The following is a 14,825-nucleotide window of genomic DNA, read 5'->3' as shown; positions in this document are numbered from 1 at the left end:
ATCGGTGGCGTCAGGCGTCGAAGCGGGCGCGCAGGGCGGGGTCGACGGCGATGTCGCCGAAGGACGCGGTCCAGGCGCCGTCGACCGCGATGGACTGACCGGAGAGGTACGGGGCCTCATCGGAGAGCAGGAATGCGGTGACGGCGGCGACCTCCTCCGCTCGGGCGATGCGTCCCATCGGCGGGCCCTCCGCGAGCGCGCGCTCCTCCGCAGCGGGGTCGGCCGCTCGGGCGATCTGCGCCTCCAGGTGCGGGGTGCGCACGCCGCCCGGCGCCACGGTGTTCGCACGTATGCCGAGACCGCCATATGTCACCGCGACACTGCGCGTGAGCGCATCGATGCCGCCCTTCGTGAACTCGTAGGCGGCGTGATCCACGAAGCTCGTCCGCCCGTGGATCGAGCCGATGTTCACGATCGCCCCCGGCAGGCCCTGGTCCACGAAGGCCGACACCGCGGTCGAGCAGCCCCACAGATAGCCGAAGCCGTTGATGCCGATGATCTCCCGCACCGCGGTCTCGTCGAGCTCGTGCAGGGGAGTGCGCCGGGTGATGCCGGCGTTGTTCACCCACCCGGCCAGTGGTGCGCGCGCACGGGCCACGGTCGCCGCGCGCTCGTGCGCCTCCCGGTCGGACGCATCGCCGAGCACGACCTCCGCCAGCACGCCCGCCTCGACCGTGCCGGAGCCCGGGGAGCGTTCGAGCCCCACCACGATCCAGCCGTCGGCGGTGAGGCGCTCGGCGACCGCGCGGCCGATGCCCTTGCCGCTGCCGGTGACCACGACACTGCGCGGGGAGTCGGTCATGTCAGTCCCTCTCGAATCGGAACACGGCGGGGTCGAGCCCGAACCCGAGGCCCGGCGTATCGCTCGGTGTCACGGCGCCGTCGAACCGCGGGCCGCCCGTCACGAACGAGGGCGCGGGGTCGTACGGGTTCACGCCGCGCGCGAAGGTCTCGACCTGGATGCCGAGATGTGCGGTCACCTCGGGGTACACGTGGCCCGACACGGGTATTCCCCGCTCGGCCGCCCACGCGATCAGCTCCCGTGCGGGGGTGACTCCGCCGATCGCGACCACGTCGAGGCGCAGCGCGTCGACCTCGCCGACCTCCACCAGCGCCTTCAGCACCGCGGGGTCGGTCACCTCGTCGCCCACCGCGACCGGCAGCCCCGACTCGCGGCGGATCCGCGCGACACCCGCCGCGTCCTCCGGCAGCAGCGGATCCTCGAGCCACGCCAGGCGCGGGTCGCCCCACTGCGCGATCTCGGCGAGGGCCGTGCCGGCGTCGGGCCAGCCGAAGCCCACGTCGACCACCAGCCCGGTCGTGTCGGGCAGTTCTGCGTTCAGCAGCGCCAGCAGCTCGCGCATGTATGCCGGATCGGGAATGCGGGAGATCTTCACCTGCGACCACCCGTCCGCCTGGGCCAGCACCTCGTCCGCGACCTCCCGGGGCGTGCGCTGCGGTGACGGGTACGCGGCCACGAGCATCGCGTCGCGGGGAGCGTCGCCCGTGCCGAGCAGGCGCCACAGCGGCACCCCGGCCCGCCGCGCGGCGATGTCCCACAGCGCGATGTCGACGAGCCCGATGGCCCGGCGCACGAGCCCGACCCGTCCGACGATCGCGCTCCCCCGCAGCATCCGCTCCCACGTGCTCGCCGGGTTGTCCGCGTCGGTGCCGACCGCGTGCGAAGCGACGAGCCGCTCCACGATCTCGGCCATCGGCGCCTCGCGCGACAGGCAGTACGCGACGCCGGTGGTGCCGTCACCCGCGGTCGCCCGCACCGCGGTGTACTCGCGGCGCGTGACCGTCATGCCCCCGAGCTGCAGGGGCGCGGGCAGCGGCAGCACCACCGTGGCGGTGTGGACGCGGGCGATCGCGCTCATTCGGGCTTCTTCGCGAGGGGCACGCCGTAGTCCACCATGAACCCGCCGTCGACGTACAGCGTCTGGCCGTTCATGTAGCGCGACTGGTCGGAGACGAGGAAGCTGACCGCGGCGGCGATCTCGCTCGCGTCGGCTAGGCGCTTCGCGGGGATGCGCGACAGGATCGTGTCGAGGCTCAGCGTGCCCTGCTCGACCCCCTGCCGGAAGACGCCCGTGTCGACGTAGCCCGGGGCGACCGCGTTCACGCGCACGCCCCGCGCCGCCCACTCGGCCCCGGCGGTGGAGGTGAGCCCGATCACGGCGGCTTTGGTCGTGGCGTAGGGCGCCCGGCCCGCGGAACCGCGTGAGGAGATGGACGAGATGTTGACGATGCGCCCCTCGCCGCGGTCGAGCATGCGGCGCCCGGCGGCCTGGAGGGCGGAGAACACCCCGTGCAGGTTCACGTCGACCACGGCCGACCACTCGTCCCACGTGAGGTCTTCGATGCCGCGGTGCCGCTGGATGCCCGCGTTGTTCACGAGAACCTCGATGGGCCCGAGCTCAGCCTCGATCTCGCCGAACACCCGGTCGACCGCGGCGTGATCGGTCACGTCGAGCTCACGCCACAGGATGCCGGCGGGGTTGTCGCCCGCGGTGAGGCCGGGCACGCGGTCGGTCGCCACCACGCGGTACCCGTCGGCGGAGAGCCGCTGTCCGATCTCCCAGCCGATGCCGGCGGAGCCTCCGGTGACGATGGCGACGGGGCGCTGCGCGGTCATGTCTCTCCTCTACGACGGGGATTTGCTATAGCAAGTGTAGCGGCCGCGGGTCAGTCGTCGAGCAGGCTCGCGACGAGGGTCACCGCGTGCGCCTCCAGCAGCTCCAGGGCCCCGGCGGCCAGGGGGGTCTGCCAGGCCTGGTAGGCGCCGCGGTCGTAGGCCTCGCGCGTCGGGAGGTAGACGAAGCCCGGGCCGTTCGTCAGGTTCATCACCACGATGGGCGTCGCGGGGAACCGTTCCCGCAGCGTCGTCTGCAACCGGGAGTATGCCTCGCCGGGATGCCCCACGATCACCGCGTCGCCCCAGCGCCACGCCCACACCGGGTGCTGCACGGTGGGCCCGTCGATGTAGCCGTCGCGCAGGTTCCGCGCCCGGCCCAGACGCTCGTCGCGGGAGCGGGGGTCGATGTCCTTCCACTCCTCCGCCAGCTGGTCGAGCGTCGGCAGGTCGCGCAGGGGGAGCTCGACGGCCGCCACGACCCCGCGCGCCCCGTCTCCGCCGTCGACCGGCCGCCCCGCCCAGATCGCGAGCGGCGCGCCCGACTCGACCACACCGTCCAGCGTCAGCTCCTCACCGGGCAGCGGCAGGGCGTCGAGCGCGGCGAGGACCGCGTGTCCGAGCGAGCGTCCGTGCCGGTCGGCCACGGTCACGTCTCCCGTGTACTGCTCGCGCGGGGCCAGCTCGCCCGATGCCCCCTGCACGAACAGGCACGGCTCACCGGTCGCGGCCTCGACGATCTCGCGCATCGCCCCGACGTAGTCCGGCGACACCTCACGGCTCTGCCAGGCGAGCGTGGTCGGGTGGCAGGCGTAGTTCACCAGGGTCGCCCGCACCCGGCCGTCGACGCTGATGCGACCGATGGTCACGGTGTCATCGGCGGTGCCCTGCGGGTTGTAGCCCACGAGCGCCCGTCCGTCGAGGTCGAGCTCCCGTTCCGCGGCGAGGGTGCAGGTGCCCGTGGTCCACTCGATCAGTCCGGGGCGGGCGCCGTCGAGCGCTTCCCGTCCGGCCACGACCCCGGCGGCGGACAGCGCCTCCAGGTAGCCGGGGATGAGCTCGCCCCCTGGCAGGTGCGCGTCGGCGGCGCACAGCACCGCGCCGGCGTGCGTGTGCGACAGCGACAGCATGAGCTGGTCGGGTTCCAGGCCGAGACCGTCGAGGATCGCGCCGCGCACCCCCTGCTCGTCGGCGACCCGGCGCCACCAGGTGCCGTCGACCGCGAGCAGCACGCGCGGGCGCTCGTCGGCCCCGATCACCGCGAGCGCGGTCAGCTCGAACGGGCGATGCGCCCCCTCGGAGCGCTCCCAGTCGGCGGGGCCCCAGTTCTTGGCGCGGATGCCCACCGGGGGCGTGATGTCGCGCCGGGCCACACCGATGCGGGCGCGCGTGCGCGGAACGCGGATGCGGTCGCCGAGGCGCGTGGCAGCTGCCGTGTCGTTCACTCCAGGTCCTCCCTGTCGTCCATCATGGCCGTCGCTCACACGCTCAGCACGTCGGCGATCAGCACCCGGTCCCCGGCCTCGGGCACCGTGGTCTCGACCCCGCGCTCCACGGAGTCGCTGTAGAGCAGCGTGGACGGCTCCGCGAACCCGTCGGCCAGCCGCAACCGTCCCCCGACGAACTGGGAGCCGGTGATGCGCGCGTGGTTCACGCCCGCACCGATGTCGGCGTGCGCCGCACCGTTCGCGACCGTCGAGGTCACGCCGCTCAGACGCCAGGTGACGGCGCCGTCGCCGGCCGCCCGCGACAGCAGGGCGACGTCGGCCCGCTCGGTGCCGAGCTCCACGCCCTCCACGGCGATGAGCTGGTCGCGCACGGCGGTCGCCGACAGCAGCACGTCGCGCACGGTACCGCCGCGGATCGTGACCCGCGACGCGCCGAGTTCGAACGGCGCGCCGGAGACCGGGCCGCTCAGCCGGCAGTCGACGAACTCGACCGGTCCCGAACCGCGGGCCTTGGTCCCGTCGATGCCGCCGATGGTGCAGCGCACGAAGCTGACCGGGACCGTGACGGGCGTCTGCACGAGCACCTGGTCCTTCGGCAGCGCGAACGTGGAGTCCTCGATCGTCGTCGGCCGCGACGACCGCGCCGACCGCTGCCCGATCGCCAGCAGCCCGGCGGTGCAGCCGCGCACCTGGGCCCCGTCGGCGTTGATCGTCATGGTCGCCTGCGGGTCGAACGTGGAGCGGCCGATCACCCGCACGTTCTCGAGCGTCAGGTCGCTGATCTTCGTGCCCGCGACGAACCACGAGCACACGTGGTCGCGCACCGTGATGCGCTTGGCGGCCGTGCCCCACTGCGCCCCGGAGTTGGCGATGTCCATCAGCCCGGAGTTGCCGATGAAGGTGAGGTCGTGCTCGTACTGGCCGTGCGTCGTGAACGGGTTGCCGCCCTGGTCGTCGCCGTCGCCGTGACAGTTCTCGACGATGCAGTACGCGCTCGCGGTGAGGTCGTTCAGGTGCCGCGCGTTCGACGACGTGCAGTCGGCGACCCGCCCATAGAGGCTGTAGATCTGCTGCGTGAGGTACCCCGCGCCGCCGTAGAACACGGTGGGCGGGTTCTCGACCGAGCAGCGCTCGGTGGTGAAGTGGGTGTTCCACCGCCGCATGATCACGGGCCACCAGGTGCGGCTGGCGTGCACGTCGGCGACGTCGCAGTGGACGGCGTACTCGAAGGCGATCGGGTGCGACCCTGTGCGCTCGCGCGGATCGGGGAAGGACCCGTCGGTGGGTCCGTCGAACGGTCCGGCGCCGAGGAACCGCATGTTCGCGATGCGCACCCCGACGACCGGCTCCATCCGGCGCCAGGTGAGCCGGCGACCGGTGTCGAGCGGCCAGCCGTTGAGGTAGTCGACGCGGATGTGCGCGGCGTCGAGCTGCTGCGTCACCTGCACGAACCGCTGCAGCTCGCGCTCGTCCCGCCCGCCACCGGCGACCTCGTCGCACTGCACCGCCCACCAGGTGTCGACGGCGAACGGGGTGGCGTCGGGCACCGCGACCGCGTCGGTCAGCTCCGCCCACGGCTCGGTCAGCCGGTGCTCGACGACCACGTCTGCCGCCGCCCCGGTGAAGAACATGACCGCGCCGAACGGGTTGTCGGCGGTGTTCGGCTCGATCCCCTCCGTGGTGACCAGGTGCCCGCCGAAGTCGATCTCGATGTGCGAGCGGGTGAAGACGTGCCGCCGCTGGAACAGCAGGTCGGTCTGGGCCTCGATGCGCCGGACGGCGGGGTCGTTCACCAGCGCGTCGAGCGCGTCGTCGGCCGCCGTCTCGGGTCCGGTGATGCCGAAGACCCGGAAGTCGACCGTGCCGTCGTGGAGCAGCACCCACTTCGTGTGGCGCTTGCCGGCGACGACCGTGCCGCCGTTGACCGCGGTGTCGGCCTCACCGGCCCCCACGTACACGAGCAGGCCGGCGTCGCCGGGCGCGTGATACCCGGCGACGATCGCCAGCTCGCCCTCACGCGCCCGCAGCCCGGCCAGGTCGGCGACGGTCTCCGCCCTCGTGACGTCTTTCGAGCCCGCCGCGACGGGGGCCGCCTGCGCGGACGACGCGCCGACGACGGACCCGGCCGCACCGAGCGCGACGGCGCCGAGCCCGGTCATCAGGGCGCGACGCCCCGTCGAGCGCACACCCTGTTCGGTGCCGGTGGTGGTGTCGGACATGACGACTCCTTCGTTATCGACGGCGGGTCGGGACGAGGTGTCCCGTCGGTGTCATCCGCGCGCTCCCGCGGCGGTGGGGGCCGGGACGACCGCGGTGACCGCCCCCTGCGCCTGCCAGAGCGCCGCGGCCTCGGCCCGCCGGCGCCGCTCGAGCACCGGATCGGCCACCGGGATCGCGGCCATGAGGCTGCGCGTGTACTCGTGCTGCGGGTTCGCGAACAGGGCGTCGCGCGCGCCGACCTCCACGATCCGCCCGTGCTGCATCACGGCGACGGTCGACGACATGTACCGGATCACGGCGAGGTCGTGGCTGATGAAGAGGTACGTCAGGCCGAGCTCGGACTGCAGGTCGCGCAACAGGTTCAGCACCTGCGCCTGGATCGACACGTCGAGCGCCGACACCGACTCGTCCAGCACCAGGAACTCCGGCTCCAGCACGAGCGACCGCGCGATCGACACCCGCTGGCACTGGCCGCCCGACATCGAGCGCGGGAGCCGGTGCGCGAACTCCTCGTCCAGCCGCACCCGGTGCATCGCCTCGCGCACCTTCTCGGCCCTGGTCGCCCGGGTGCCGATGCCGTGGGCGAGCAGCGGCGCCTCGATGATCTGCGCCACGGTCTGCCGGCGGTTGAGCGCCGAGAACGGGTCCTGGAACACCATCTGCATGCGGCGGCGCAGCCTGCGCAGCTCCTCGCCGCGCAGGTCGTGCGGACGCTGCCCGTCGAACACCACCGCACCGCCGTCGATGCCGCCGAGCGCGAGCACCGCCTTCGACACGGTCGACTTGCCCGACCCCGACTCGCCGACGAGCCCCACGGTCTCGCCGCGGCGGATCTGGAACGACACGTCGTCGACCGCGGTCACGCGGCGTCCGGAGCCCAGCGTGAACACCTTCGTCACGCCCTGCACGTCGACCAGCACGTCGCCCGACTCCCGGGCCCGGTCGACCGCGCTGATCGTGTCGGCGGCGCCCTTCGTCTCGTCGAAGGGCCCCTCGCTCACGGACCGGGGGTGGGATGGCCCCGCACCGTGCGGTTCCGGGGTGGGCGGTGCGAGGTGAAGGGCGTCCACGGTCGGGATGGGCTGGTGCACGTCCACCGTGAGGTCGACCACGGCCCCCAGCAGCGCCTGCGTGTACGGGTGCTCGGGCGCGGCGTAGATCCGGTCGACGGGGCCCTCCTCGACCACGCGCCCGTGCCGCATCACGTGGATCCGCTCGCAGAAGCCGGCCGCGACGCCGAGGTCGTGCGTGATGAGCACGACCGCGGTGCCGTGGTCCTCCGCGAGACGGTCGAGCAGGTCGATGATGCGCGACTGCGTGGTCACGTCCAGGGCGGTGGTGGGCTCGTCGGCGATCAGCACCGCGGGCCGCGACGACATGGCCATCGCGATCATGACGCGCTGCCGCATGCCGCCGGAGAACTCGTGCGGGTACTGGCTCAGGCGCTCCTCGGGCAGCGGCACGCCGACCTCGGTCAGCAGCTCGACGGCCCTGGCACGCGCGGCCTGCCGCGACACCCGCTCGTGCAGCCGGATCGCCTCGACGAGCTGGTGCCCGATGGTGCGCACCGGGTTCAGCGATGACATCGGGTCCTGGTAGACCATCGCGATCTCGCCGCCGCGCACCTTCGTCATCTCGCGCGTGCGGAGAGTCAGCAGCTCGCGGTCGCGCAGCCGGATGCTGCCGCCGAGCTTCGCGCCGTCGTTGAGGCGCATGATCGACAGCGCGGTGAGCGACTTGCCGGAGCCGGACTCGCCGACCAGGCCGATCCGCTCGCCGGGGCGCACCGCGAAGGTGATGCCCTTCACGGGCGTCACGTCGCCGTAGGAGACGGTGAGGTCCTGCACCCGCAGGACGGGAGCGGCGTCGGTCATCGGCCCTTCCCCTTCCGGTCGCCGCCGAACTGGTCGGCGAGCACGTTGAGCAGCCAGATGGTCACGAAGATGAACAGCGCGGGGAACAGCACGTACCCGATCGACTGGTACATCTTCTGGTAGCCCTGCTGCACGAGGGTGCCCCAGGTGGCCTCGGGCGGCGCGATGCCGAGCCCGACGAAGCTCATCGACGCCTCCAGCAGGATCGCGTTCGCGGCGTTGATCGCGGCCTGCACCACGATCGGTCCCTTGGCGTTGGGCAGCACCTCCGCGAACAGCAGGCGGCTGCGCTTCGAGCCGAAGGCCACGGCCGCGGTGAAGTAGTCCTCCTGCAGCTCGCTCAGCACCGACGACCGCACCAGCCGCGCGGTCGTGGGGGTGAGCAGGATGCCGATGATGACGGCGAGCTTCACGGGGTCGGCGCCGAACGCCGAGATGAACACCAGCGCGAACAGGATCTGCGGGATCGCCATCACGGTGTCGGCCAGGCGCATGAGCAGCTCGTCGGCCCAGCCGCGGGCAAACGCGGCGGCCATGCCCCAGGCGATGCCGAGCACCATCGCCACGAGCGTGGCACCGGCGGCGATGAACACGGTGAGCTGTCCGCCGTACAGCACGCGGCTGAACAGGTCGCGGCCGAGCTCGTCGGTGCCGAACAGGTGCACGGCCGAGGGCGCGGCGAAGCGGTCGGGCGACTGGGCCGCGGGGTCGAACGGCGCGATGACGGGCGCGAGCACGCAGGCCAGCACGATCAGGGCGAGCAGCGCGAGGGGGATCCACGAGGCGACGGCGAGCCGGCGGCGCGGACGGGTCGAGCGCAGGGCGAGGGTGAGGGTGTCAGCCACGGCTGCTCCTTGCACGAAGACGCGGGTCGAGCACGCCGTAGAGCAGGTCGACGATCAGCGTCGTGAGGATGAACATGGCGGAGATCAGCAGCACCACCGACTGCAGCACCGCGTAGTCGCGCTTGAACACGGCGTCGATCGCCAGCGAGCCGAGCCCGGGAACACCGAACACGTACTCCACGATCACGACCCCGCCGAGCGTGTATCCGACGATGAGGCCGAGCATGGTGAGCCCCGGGATCAGGGCGTTGCGCAGCGCGTGCCCGAGCACCACCCCGCTCGCCGACTGCCCCTTGCCGCGGGCGGTGCGGATGTAGGGGGCGTCGAGCACCTCGACCATCGACGCCCGCAGGAACCGCATCAGCAGCGGCGCGGCGGCGAAGGCGAGGGTGAGGGCGGGCAGGATCATGCGCACGAGGTTGTCGGCCGGGTCGTCCGCGAACGGCGTGTAGCCGCGGGCGGGCAGCCACTTCAGCTGCACGGCGAACACCACGATCAGCACGATGCCGATGAGGAACTGCGGCAGCGCCATGCCCGCGGTGGAGATGGCCGTGAGCACGCGGTCGACCACGCCGAGCGGGCGCAGCGAGGCGATCACGGCGGCTGGGGTCGCGATGAGCACGGCCAGCAGGATGCCGATCAGCGTGAGCTCGAGCGTGGCGGGCAGGCGCTGCGCGATGAGCTCGGTCACCGAGAACTGGTTGAAGTACGACTGCCCGAAGTCGCCCGTGACGACGCCGCCGATCCAGCGCAGGTACTGCTCGATGACCGGGGCGTCGAGCCCGGCCTCCTCGCGCAGACGCTGGAGCATCTCCGCGTCCACGCCCGGCGTCGAGCCGAGACGGGTGATCACGGGGTCGCCCGGCAGCAGCCGGAGCACCACGAACACGAGGAGCGAGGTGGTGATCAGCATCGCGATGCTGATCGCCACCCGCCGCAGGACGGAGAGGAGCACGTCAGCCCTTCAGCTGCGCGTTCTCGAGGTGCAGCTGCCCGCCGCCCTCGACCCACACGCCGTCGACCTTCGTGCTGGTCGCGGTGACCACGGTGGACTGCAGCGGCACGATCAGCGGCACCTGCTGGTTGATGATCGTCTGCACGGTGCCCCACTTCTCGGCACGCGCGGCCTGGTCGGGCTCGGCGACGGCGGCGGCGAAGGCCGACTGGAACTCCGGGTCGACCCAGTTGCACTCGCAGCGGCCCTCCAGATAGAAGTTCAGCGAGTAGGCGGGCTCGGGCGGCGTGGACTGGAAGTTCGGCACGATGTAGCCGGGGAAGCTCTTGCCCGCCGGGTAGAACGAGTCGACCCAGGTGCCGACGTCGTTGTTGTCGATCTTCAGGGTGATGCCGATCTCCTTGAGGCTGGCCTGCAGGATCTCGCCGCTGGTGTTCCACTCCGGGTACTGTCCGGCGACGCCCCACCAGGTGAGGGTGCTGCCCTCGGTCACGCCGGCCTCGGCGAACAGCTCCTTGGCCTTGTCGAGGTCGTAGGAGTAGTCGGTCAGGTCGCCGCCGTACCAGGGGTTCACCTCGCCGAGGGCATTGTTGGTCGGGGAGACCGTGCCCTGGCCGTAGTACGCGGCGTCGAGGATCGCCTCGCGGTCGATCGCGTATGCGAGGGCCTGCCGCGCACGCACGTCGTTGAACGGCGGGGAGGTGGTGTCGACCTCCCACGACGGCCACTGGCTCGGGTTCTCCGGCTTCACGAGCGCGATGTCGCCGCCGGCCTCCAGGCCCTCGACGTCGCCCTGCGGCACCGACCACAGCACGTCGATGTCGCCCGAGCGCAGTCCGGTCACGGCAGCCGTGGACTCGGCGGCCTTCACGATCCTGATCTCGTCGAGCGCGGGGGCGTCGCCGAAGTACTCGGGGTTGGGCACGAGCGTGAGGCTGTCGTCGGGTGTGAAGGCGTCGACGATGTAGGGACCGGTGCCGATGGGCTCCTTGTCGATGGTGTCGAGCGCGTCGACGTCGAGCATCTTGACCCAGACGATGCCGGCGTCGAACGTGGCGATCGGCTCGGAGAGCGTGATGACGACGGTCTTGTCGTCGGGGGCGGTGACGTCGGTCACCATGTCGATCTTGTTCTTCTCCTGCGTGGCGGTCTCGGGGTCGAGGTAGTACTCGAACGAGGCCACGGCGTCTTCCGCGGTGAACGGGTCGCCGTTGGAGAACGTGACGCCGTCGCGGAGCGTGAACGTCCACGTCTTCTGATCGTCCGAGGTCTCCCAGCTCTCGGCGAGGTCGCCGACGATCTCGCCGGACTCGTCGGTGGTGGTGAGGCCGTTCCAGAGCAGCGGGAACAGCACCTCCTCCCACGCGAAGGTGCGGATGGCCGGGTTGAGCTGCGGGATGCCCTGGGCCGCGGCGACGGTGAGCGTGCCGCCGTCCTGGGCGGAGCCGTCGGGGGTGGATGAGGTGCTGCAGCCAGCGGTGATCAGCGCGGCGGTGAGCAGCGCTGCTCCGCCGAGAAGGACGCGACGACGCGACATGGGTGCCTCCAGGTGTCGGGTGGTGCTTCGGGTGATGCTTCGGGTAAGGGTGTTCGCTATAGCATGTAGCAAAAGCGCGAGGGCGTCTAGAGCGAACCGGATCGGCGGGGTTACGTTCTCGTTACGCCCGCCGATCCGGGCGGCTCAGTGCGCGGCGGGCGCCGACTGCGGCGCCGGTGCGGGCGCCGTGGTGAAGTCGGCGCGACGGCTCAGCACGAACGCGATCGTCGCCCCGAGCAGGGTGAGCCCGGAGATGAGCAGCAGGCCCCACACGGCGGATCCCGTGGTCTGGCTGATCCAGCCGATCGCGTACGGTCCGGCGAACCCGGCGAGATTGCCGACCGAGTTGATGAACGCCAGTCCCGCCGCTGCGGCCGTGCCGGTGAGCACCATGGGCGGCAGGCTCCAGAACAGCGGCGTGGTCGAGAACAGGGCGGACATCCCGACGCACAGCGCCGCGAGCGCGAGGATCGGAGTGCCCTGCGCCGCGACCGCTGCGATGAGCGACAGGGCCGTGATGCTCAGCGTGATGCCGATCTGGAGCGGGATGTTGCCCTGCTTCCGCGCGGCGCGCTCCCACGGCAGCATCACCAGCGCCGCGCAGAGGTTGGGCAACGCCACCAGCCATCCGGTCGTGGCGTTGGAGAAGTCGCCCATGCTCTTCACGATCGTCGGCAGCCACATGCCCAGGCCGTACGCCCCGAACACGACGCCGAAGAACAGCACGATCAGCGTCCACAGACGCCCGTTGCGGAAGACCTCGCCCAGGCGGAGGCGGCCGTGGCGCTGCTCCGTGGCCTGCGTCTCGGCGGCGAGCGTGTCGGTGATCCACCGCTGCTCGGCCGGGTTCAGCCAGCGGGCGTCCTGCGGGCGATCGGGCAGCCAGAAGAACACGACGAACGCGAGCAGCACGGCGGGCACGCCCTGCAGGAGGAACACCAGCTGCCAGCCGTCCAGACCCCACAGTCCGTGGAGCTCGAGCATCCAGCCCGACAGCGGTGCGGCCACGGCGTTGGCGATCGGGTTCGACAGCACGAACACGGCGAGCACCTGCGTGCGGTACTGCCGCGGGAACCAGAGCGTGAGGTAGAGCAGCACGCCGGGGAAGAACCCGGCCTCCGCGATGCCGAGGATGAAGCGCGCGATCGCGAACTGCGTCTCGTCCTGCACGAAGGCGGTGAGGGCGGCGACGATGCCCCACGAGATCATGATGCGCGCGATCCACTTGCGGGCGCCGAACTTCTCCAGCAGCAGGTTGCTGGGCACCTCGAAGAGGAGGTACCCGATGAAGAAGATGCCGGCCGCGAAGCCGAACGCCGCCTCGGTGATGTTCAGCGCGGCCGTCATCTCGAGCTTGGCGAAGCCCGCGTTGTTCCGGTCGATGTAGGCGACGAGGTAGAGCAGTCCGAGGAACGGGCCGAGCCGCCAGATCGCCTTCTTCATGGCCGCGGCTCCCACCGCGGCGTCGGCGGCGCGCTCCTGGGCGGCCGAGTCAGTGCCGGACATGACAACTCCTTCGTCATCGCTGGGTTTTGCTATAGCATCTAGCACCAGCGTCGTTCTGTCCAGTCCTGTCGCGGATGCCATAGCATCGAGCGAGCGAAGAGGCCCCGCGCGACGAGCACCGGGCCGCGCGAAACCGAGAAGGGCCCCGGATGCGCAGCGTGTCGGATCAGAACATCGCCGAACAGGTCACCGACGAGCTTCGGGCCGCCATCCACTCGGGCGAGCTCGCGCCGGGCGAACGGCTGGTGGAGCGCAAGCTCGCGGAGCGGCTCGGCGTGAGCCACATCCCGGTGCGCGAGGCGCTGACCCGCCTGGCCGAGGAGCGCCTGATCACACGCGAACCCCGCCGCGGCGCCCGCGTGGCCCAGCTCACCGCGCAGGACCTGGAGGAGATCTCGAGCCTGCGCATCGTGCTCGAGCAGTTCATGGCCATCCGCGTGCAGGAGCGGTGGAACGAGGAGTCGGCGGCACGCCTCGGCGCCATCATCCAGGCGATGTCCGATGCGGCGCCCGGCGACATCGCGGAGGTGCTGCGCCAGGACCGGCTGTTCCACGAGACGCTGGCCGACCTCGCCGAGCACCGGTTCCTCGACGAGCTCAGCGCCCAGCTGCGTGGTCGGATCGCCGGGTTCATCCAGGCCGCGAACGCCGCGCTCGACCCCGCCGAGCAGGAGGAGCACGTGCGCAGCCACCAGCAGATCATCGACGCCGTGGCCAGCGGCGACCCCGATCGCGCCCGCGCCGTGATCGCCGAGCACGTGACGCGCGCTGTCGAGCGCATCACCCCGACGGTCGATGCGGAGGCCGAGTGACCGCGACCGGCCGCCGCACCATCGTCCTGACCGGTGCTTCCGACGGCATCGGCGCTGCCGCCGCGCGTCAGCTCGCCGACGCCGGGCATCGGCTGATCCTGGTCGGGCGCTCCCCGGAGAAGACCCGCGCCGTCGCGGAGGAGACCGGAGCCGAGCATCACGTGGCGGACTTCGCGCGGCTCGACGACGTCCGCTCCCTCGCGACCCGCATCGACGCGGCCGTGGGCGACGACGGCATCGACGTGCTGGCCAACAACGCCGGCGGCATCTTCGGCGACCGCACCCCCACGGTCGACGGCCACGAGAAGACGCTCCAGGTGAACCACCTGGCGCCGTTCCTGCTGACGAACCTGCTGCTGCCCCACCTGCTCCGGGCGCGCGGCGCCGTGATCAACACGTCGAGCGTGGGCCACCGGCTGTTCGGGCACCTCGACCTGGACGACCTCGACAACCATCGCCGCTTCAGCCCCAACAAGGCCTACGGCGACGCGAAGCTCGCCAACATCCTGTTCGCGAAGAGCCTGCACGAGAGGTTCCACGCGCGGGGCCTCAGCGCCGTGGCGTTCCACCCCGGCACGGTCCGCACGAACTTCGCGGCGGACTCGTCCAGCATCATGCGGCTGGTGTACCGGTCGCCGCTGCGGCACGTCCTCCTGATCGGGACCGACCGCGGAGGGGCGACCCTGCGGTGGTTCATCGAGGGGACCCCGGGCGAGACCTGGACCTCCGGCGCCTACTACGACGAGCGCGTCCTCACCACCCGGGTGAACCCGCAGGCGAACGACCCCGTGCTCGCGGAGGCCCTGTGGCAGCGGAGCGCCGAGCTCGTCGGACTCCCCGCCGCCGAGGACTGACCCCGCGGACGCCGGTCGCGTCGCCGGATCCCGCGGACGCCGATCGCGCGTCGCCGGATCCCGCGGACGCGATCGCCCGCGGTCGTGACACGAGGAGCGCCCCCTCGCGCACCGGTGTGTGAGGCACCGGCGCCCGAGG

12 protein-coding genes are annotated in these 14,825 nt (G+C 71.8%); 2 read left to right on the top strand and 10 right to left on the bottom strand.

Translation table 11 applies throughout. The features are described from left to right. Positions 1-10: 10 nt before the first annotated feature. From ACFWCH_RS06590 to ACFWCH_RS06545, 10 genes are all read right to left on the bottom strand, one after another. Positions 11-802: an SDR family NAD(P)-dependent oxidoreductase gene (locus ACFWCH_RS06590; protein WP_378803173.1), complete on the bottom strand. Its 792-nt coding sequence runs from the start codon at positions 800-802 to the stop codon at positions 11-13. 1 nt (position 803) lies between these two features. Next, a complete protein-coding gene (locus tag ACFWCH_RS06585) occupies positions 804-1,880 on the bottom strand; it encodes an enolase C-terminal domain-like protein (protein WP_378803172.1) in 1,077 nt (358 codons plus the stop codon). Beyond that, entirely contained in the window at positions 1,877-2,638 is a 762-nt protein-coding gene (locus ACFWCH_RS06580; protein ID WP_136035568.1) for an SDR family NAD(P)-dependent oxidoreductase, read from the bottom strand. The genes ACFWCH_RS06585 and ACFWCH_RS06580 overlap by 4 nt, the downstream gene beginning before the upstream one ends. A 50-nt stretch (positions 2,639-2,688) precedes the next feature. After that, positions 2,689-4,080, bottom strand: coding sequence for a hypothetical protein (locus ACFWCH_RS06575; RefSeq protein ID WP_378803171.1), 1,392 nt, complete (start codon positions 4,078-4,080; stop codon positions 2,689-2,691). A gap of 35 nt (positions 4,081-4,115) precedes the next feature. Beyond that, positions 4,116-6,302: a DUF4148 domain-containing protein gene (locus ACFWCH_RS06570; RefSeq protein WP_378803170.1), complete on the bottom strand. Its 2,187-nt coding sequence runs from the start codon at positions 6,300-6,302 to the stop codon at positions 4,116-4,118. 51 nt (positions 6,303-6,353) lie between these two features. Further along, positions 6,354-8,177, bottom strand: a complete 1,824-nt coding sequence (locus ACFWCH_RS06565) for a dipeptide ABC transporter ATP-binding protein (protein WP_378803169.1) — start codon at positions 8,175-8,177, stop codon at positions 6,354-6,356. Continuing rightward, positions 8,174-9,022, bottom strand: coding sequence for an ABC transporter permease (locus tag ACFWCH_RS06560; RefSeq protein ID WP_247638117.1), 849 nt, complete (start codon positions 9,020-9,022; stop codon positions 8,174-8,176). Before ACFWCH_RS06560 ends, ACFWCH_RS06565 begins: the two co-directional genes overlap by 4 nt. Next, entirely contained in the window at positions 9,015-9,977 is a 963-nt protein-coding gene (locus ACFWCH_RS06555; RefSeq protein ID WP_378803168.1) for an ABC transporter permease, read from the bottom strand. The genes ACFWCH_RS06560 and ACFWCH_RS06555 overlap by 8 nt, the downstream gene beginning before the upstream one ends. 1 nt (position 9,978) lies before the next feature. After that, a complete protein-coding gene (locus tag ACFWCH_RS06550) occupies positions 9,979-11,514 on the bottom strand; it encodes an ABC transporter substrate-binding protein (RefSeq protein WP_136030061.1) in 1,536 nt (511 codons plus the stop codon). A gap of 144 nt (positions 11,515-11,658) precedes the next feature. Beyond that, positions 11,659-13,020: an MFS transporter gene (locus ACFWCH_RS06545; protein ID WP_136035293.1), complete on the bottom strand. Its 1,362-nt coding sequence runs from the start codon at positions 13,018-13,020 to the stop codon at positions 11,659-11,661. Between the two features lie 149 nt (positions 13,021-13,169). Between ACFWCH_RS06545 and ACFWCH_RS06540 the strand changes: the two genes are divergently transcribed. After that, positions 13,170-13,832: a GntR family transcriptional regulator gene (locus tag ACFWCH_RS06540; protein ID WP_378803167.1), complete on the top strand. Its 663-nt coding sequence runs from the start codon at positions 13,170-13,172 to the stop codon at positions 13,830-13,832. After that, positions 13,829-14,686, top strand: coding sequence for an SDR family NAD(P)-dependent oxidoreductase (locus ACFWCH_RS06535; protein ID WP_378803166.1), 858 nt, complete (start codon positions 13,829-13,831; stop codon positions 14,684-14,686). Before ACFWCH_RS06540 ends, ACFWCH_RS06535 begins: the two co-directional genes overlap by 4 nt. Positions 14,687-14,825: the final 139 nt, after the last annotated feature.

Source organism: Microbacterium sp. NPDC060132 (assembly GCF_042729675.1).
In the GTDB taxonomy this organism is placed as follows: domain Bacteria; phylum Actinomycetota; class Actinomycetes; order Actinomycetales; family Microbacteriaceae; genus Microbacterium; species Microbacterium sufflavum.
This window is presented reverse-complemented; position numbering and strand designations above follow the sequence as displayed.

Bases quoted from the DNA above. Each gene is read 5' to 3' on its own strand.
- ACFWCH_RS06590 (WP_378803173.1), bottom strand. From the start codon at position 802: ATGACCGACTCCCCGCGCAGTGTCGTGGTCACCGGCAGCGGCAAGGGC.
- ACFWCH_RS06585 (WP_378803172.1), bottom strand. From the start codon at position 1,880: ATGAGCGCGATCGCCCGCGTCCACACCGCCACGGTGGTGCTGCCGCTG.
- ACFWCH_RS06580 (WP_136035568.1), bottom strand. From the start codon at position 2,638: ATGACCGCGCAGCGCCCCGTCGCCATCGTCACCGGAGGCTCCGCCGGC.
- ACFWCH_RS06570 (WP_378803170.1), bottom strand. From the start codon at position 6,302: ATGTCCGACACCACCACCGGCACCGAACAGGGTGTGCGCTCGACGGGG.
- ACFWCH_RS06565 (WP_378803169.1), bottom strand. From the start codon at position 8,177: ATGACCGACGCCGCTCCCGTCCTGCGGGTGCAGGACCTCACCGTCTCC.
- ACFWCH_RS06550 (WP_136030061.1), bottom strand. From the start codon at position 11,514: ATGTCGCGTCGTCGCGTCCTTCTCGGCGGAGCAGCGCTGCTCACCGCC.
- ACFWCH_RS06545 (WP_136035293.1), bottom strand. From the start codon at position 13,020: ATGTCCGGCACTGACTCGGCCGCCCAGGAGCGCGCCGCCGACGCCGCG.
- ACFWCH_RS06540 (WP_378803167.1), top strand. From the start codon at position 13,170: ATGCGCAGCGTGTCGGATCAGAACATCGCCGAACAGGTCACCGACGAG.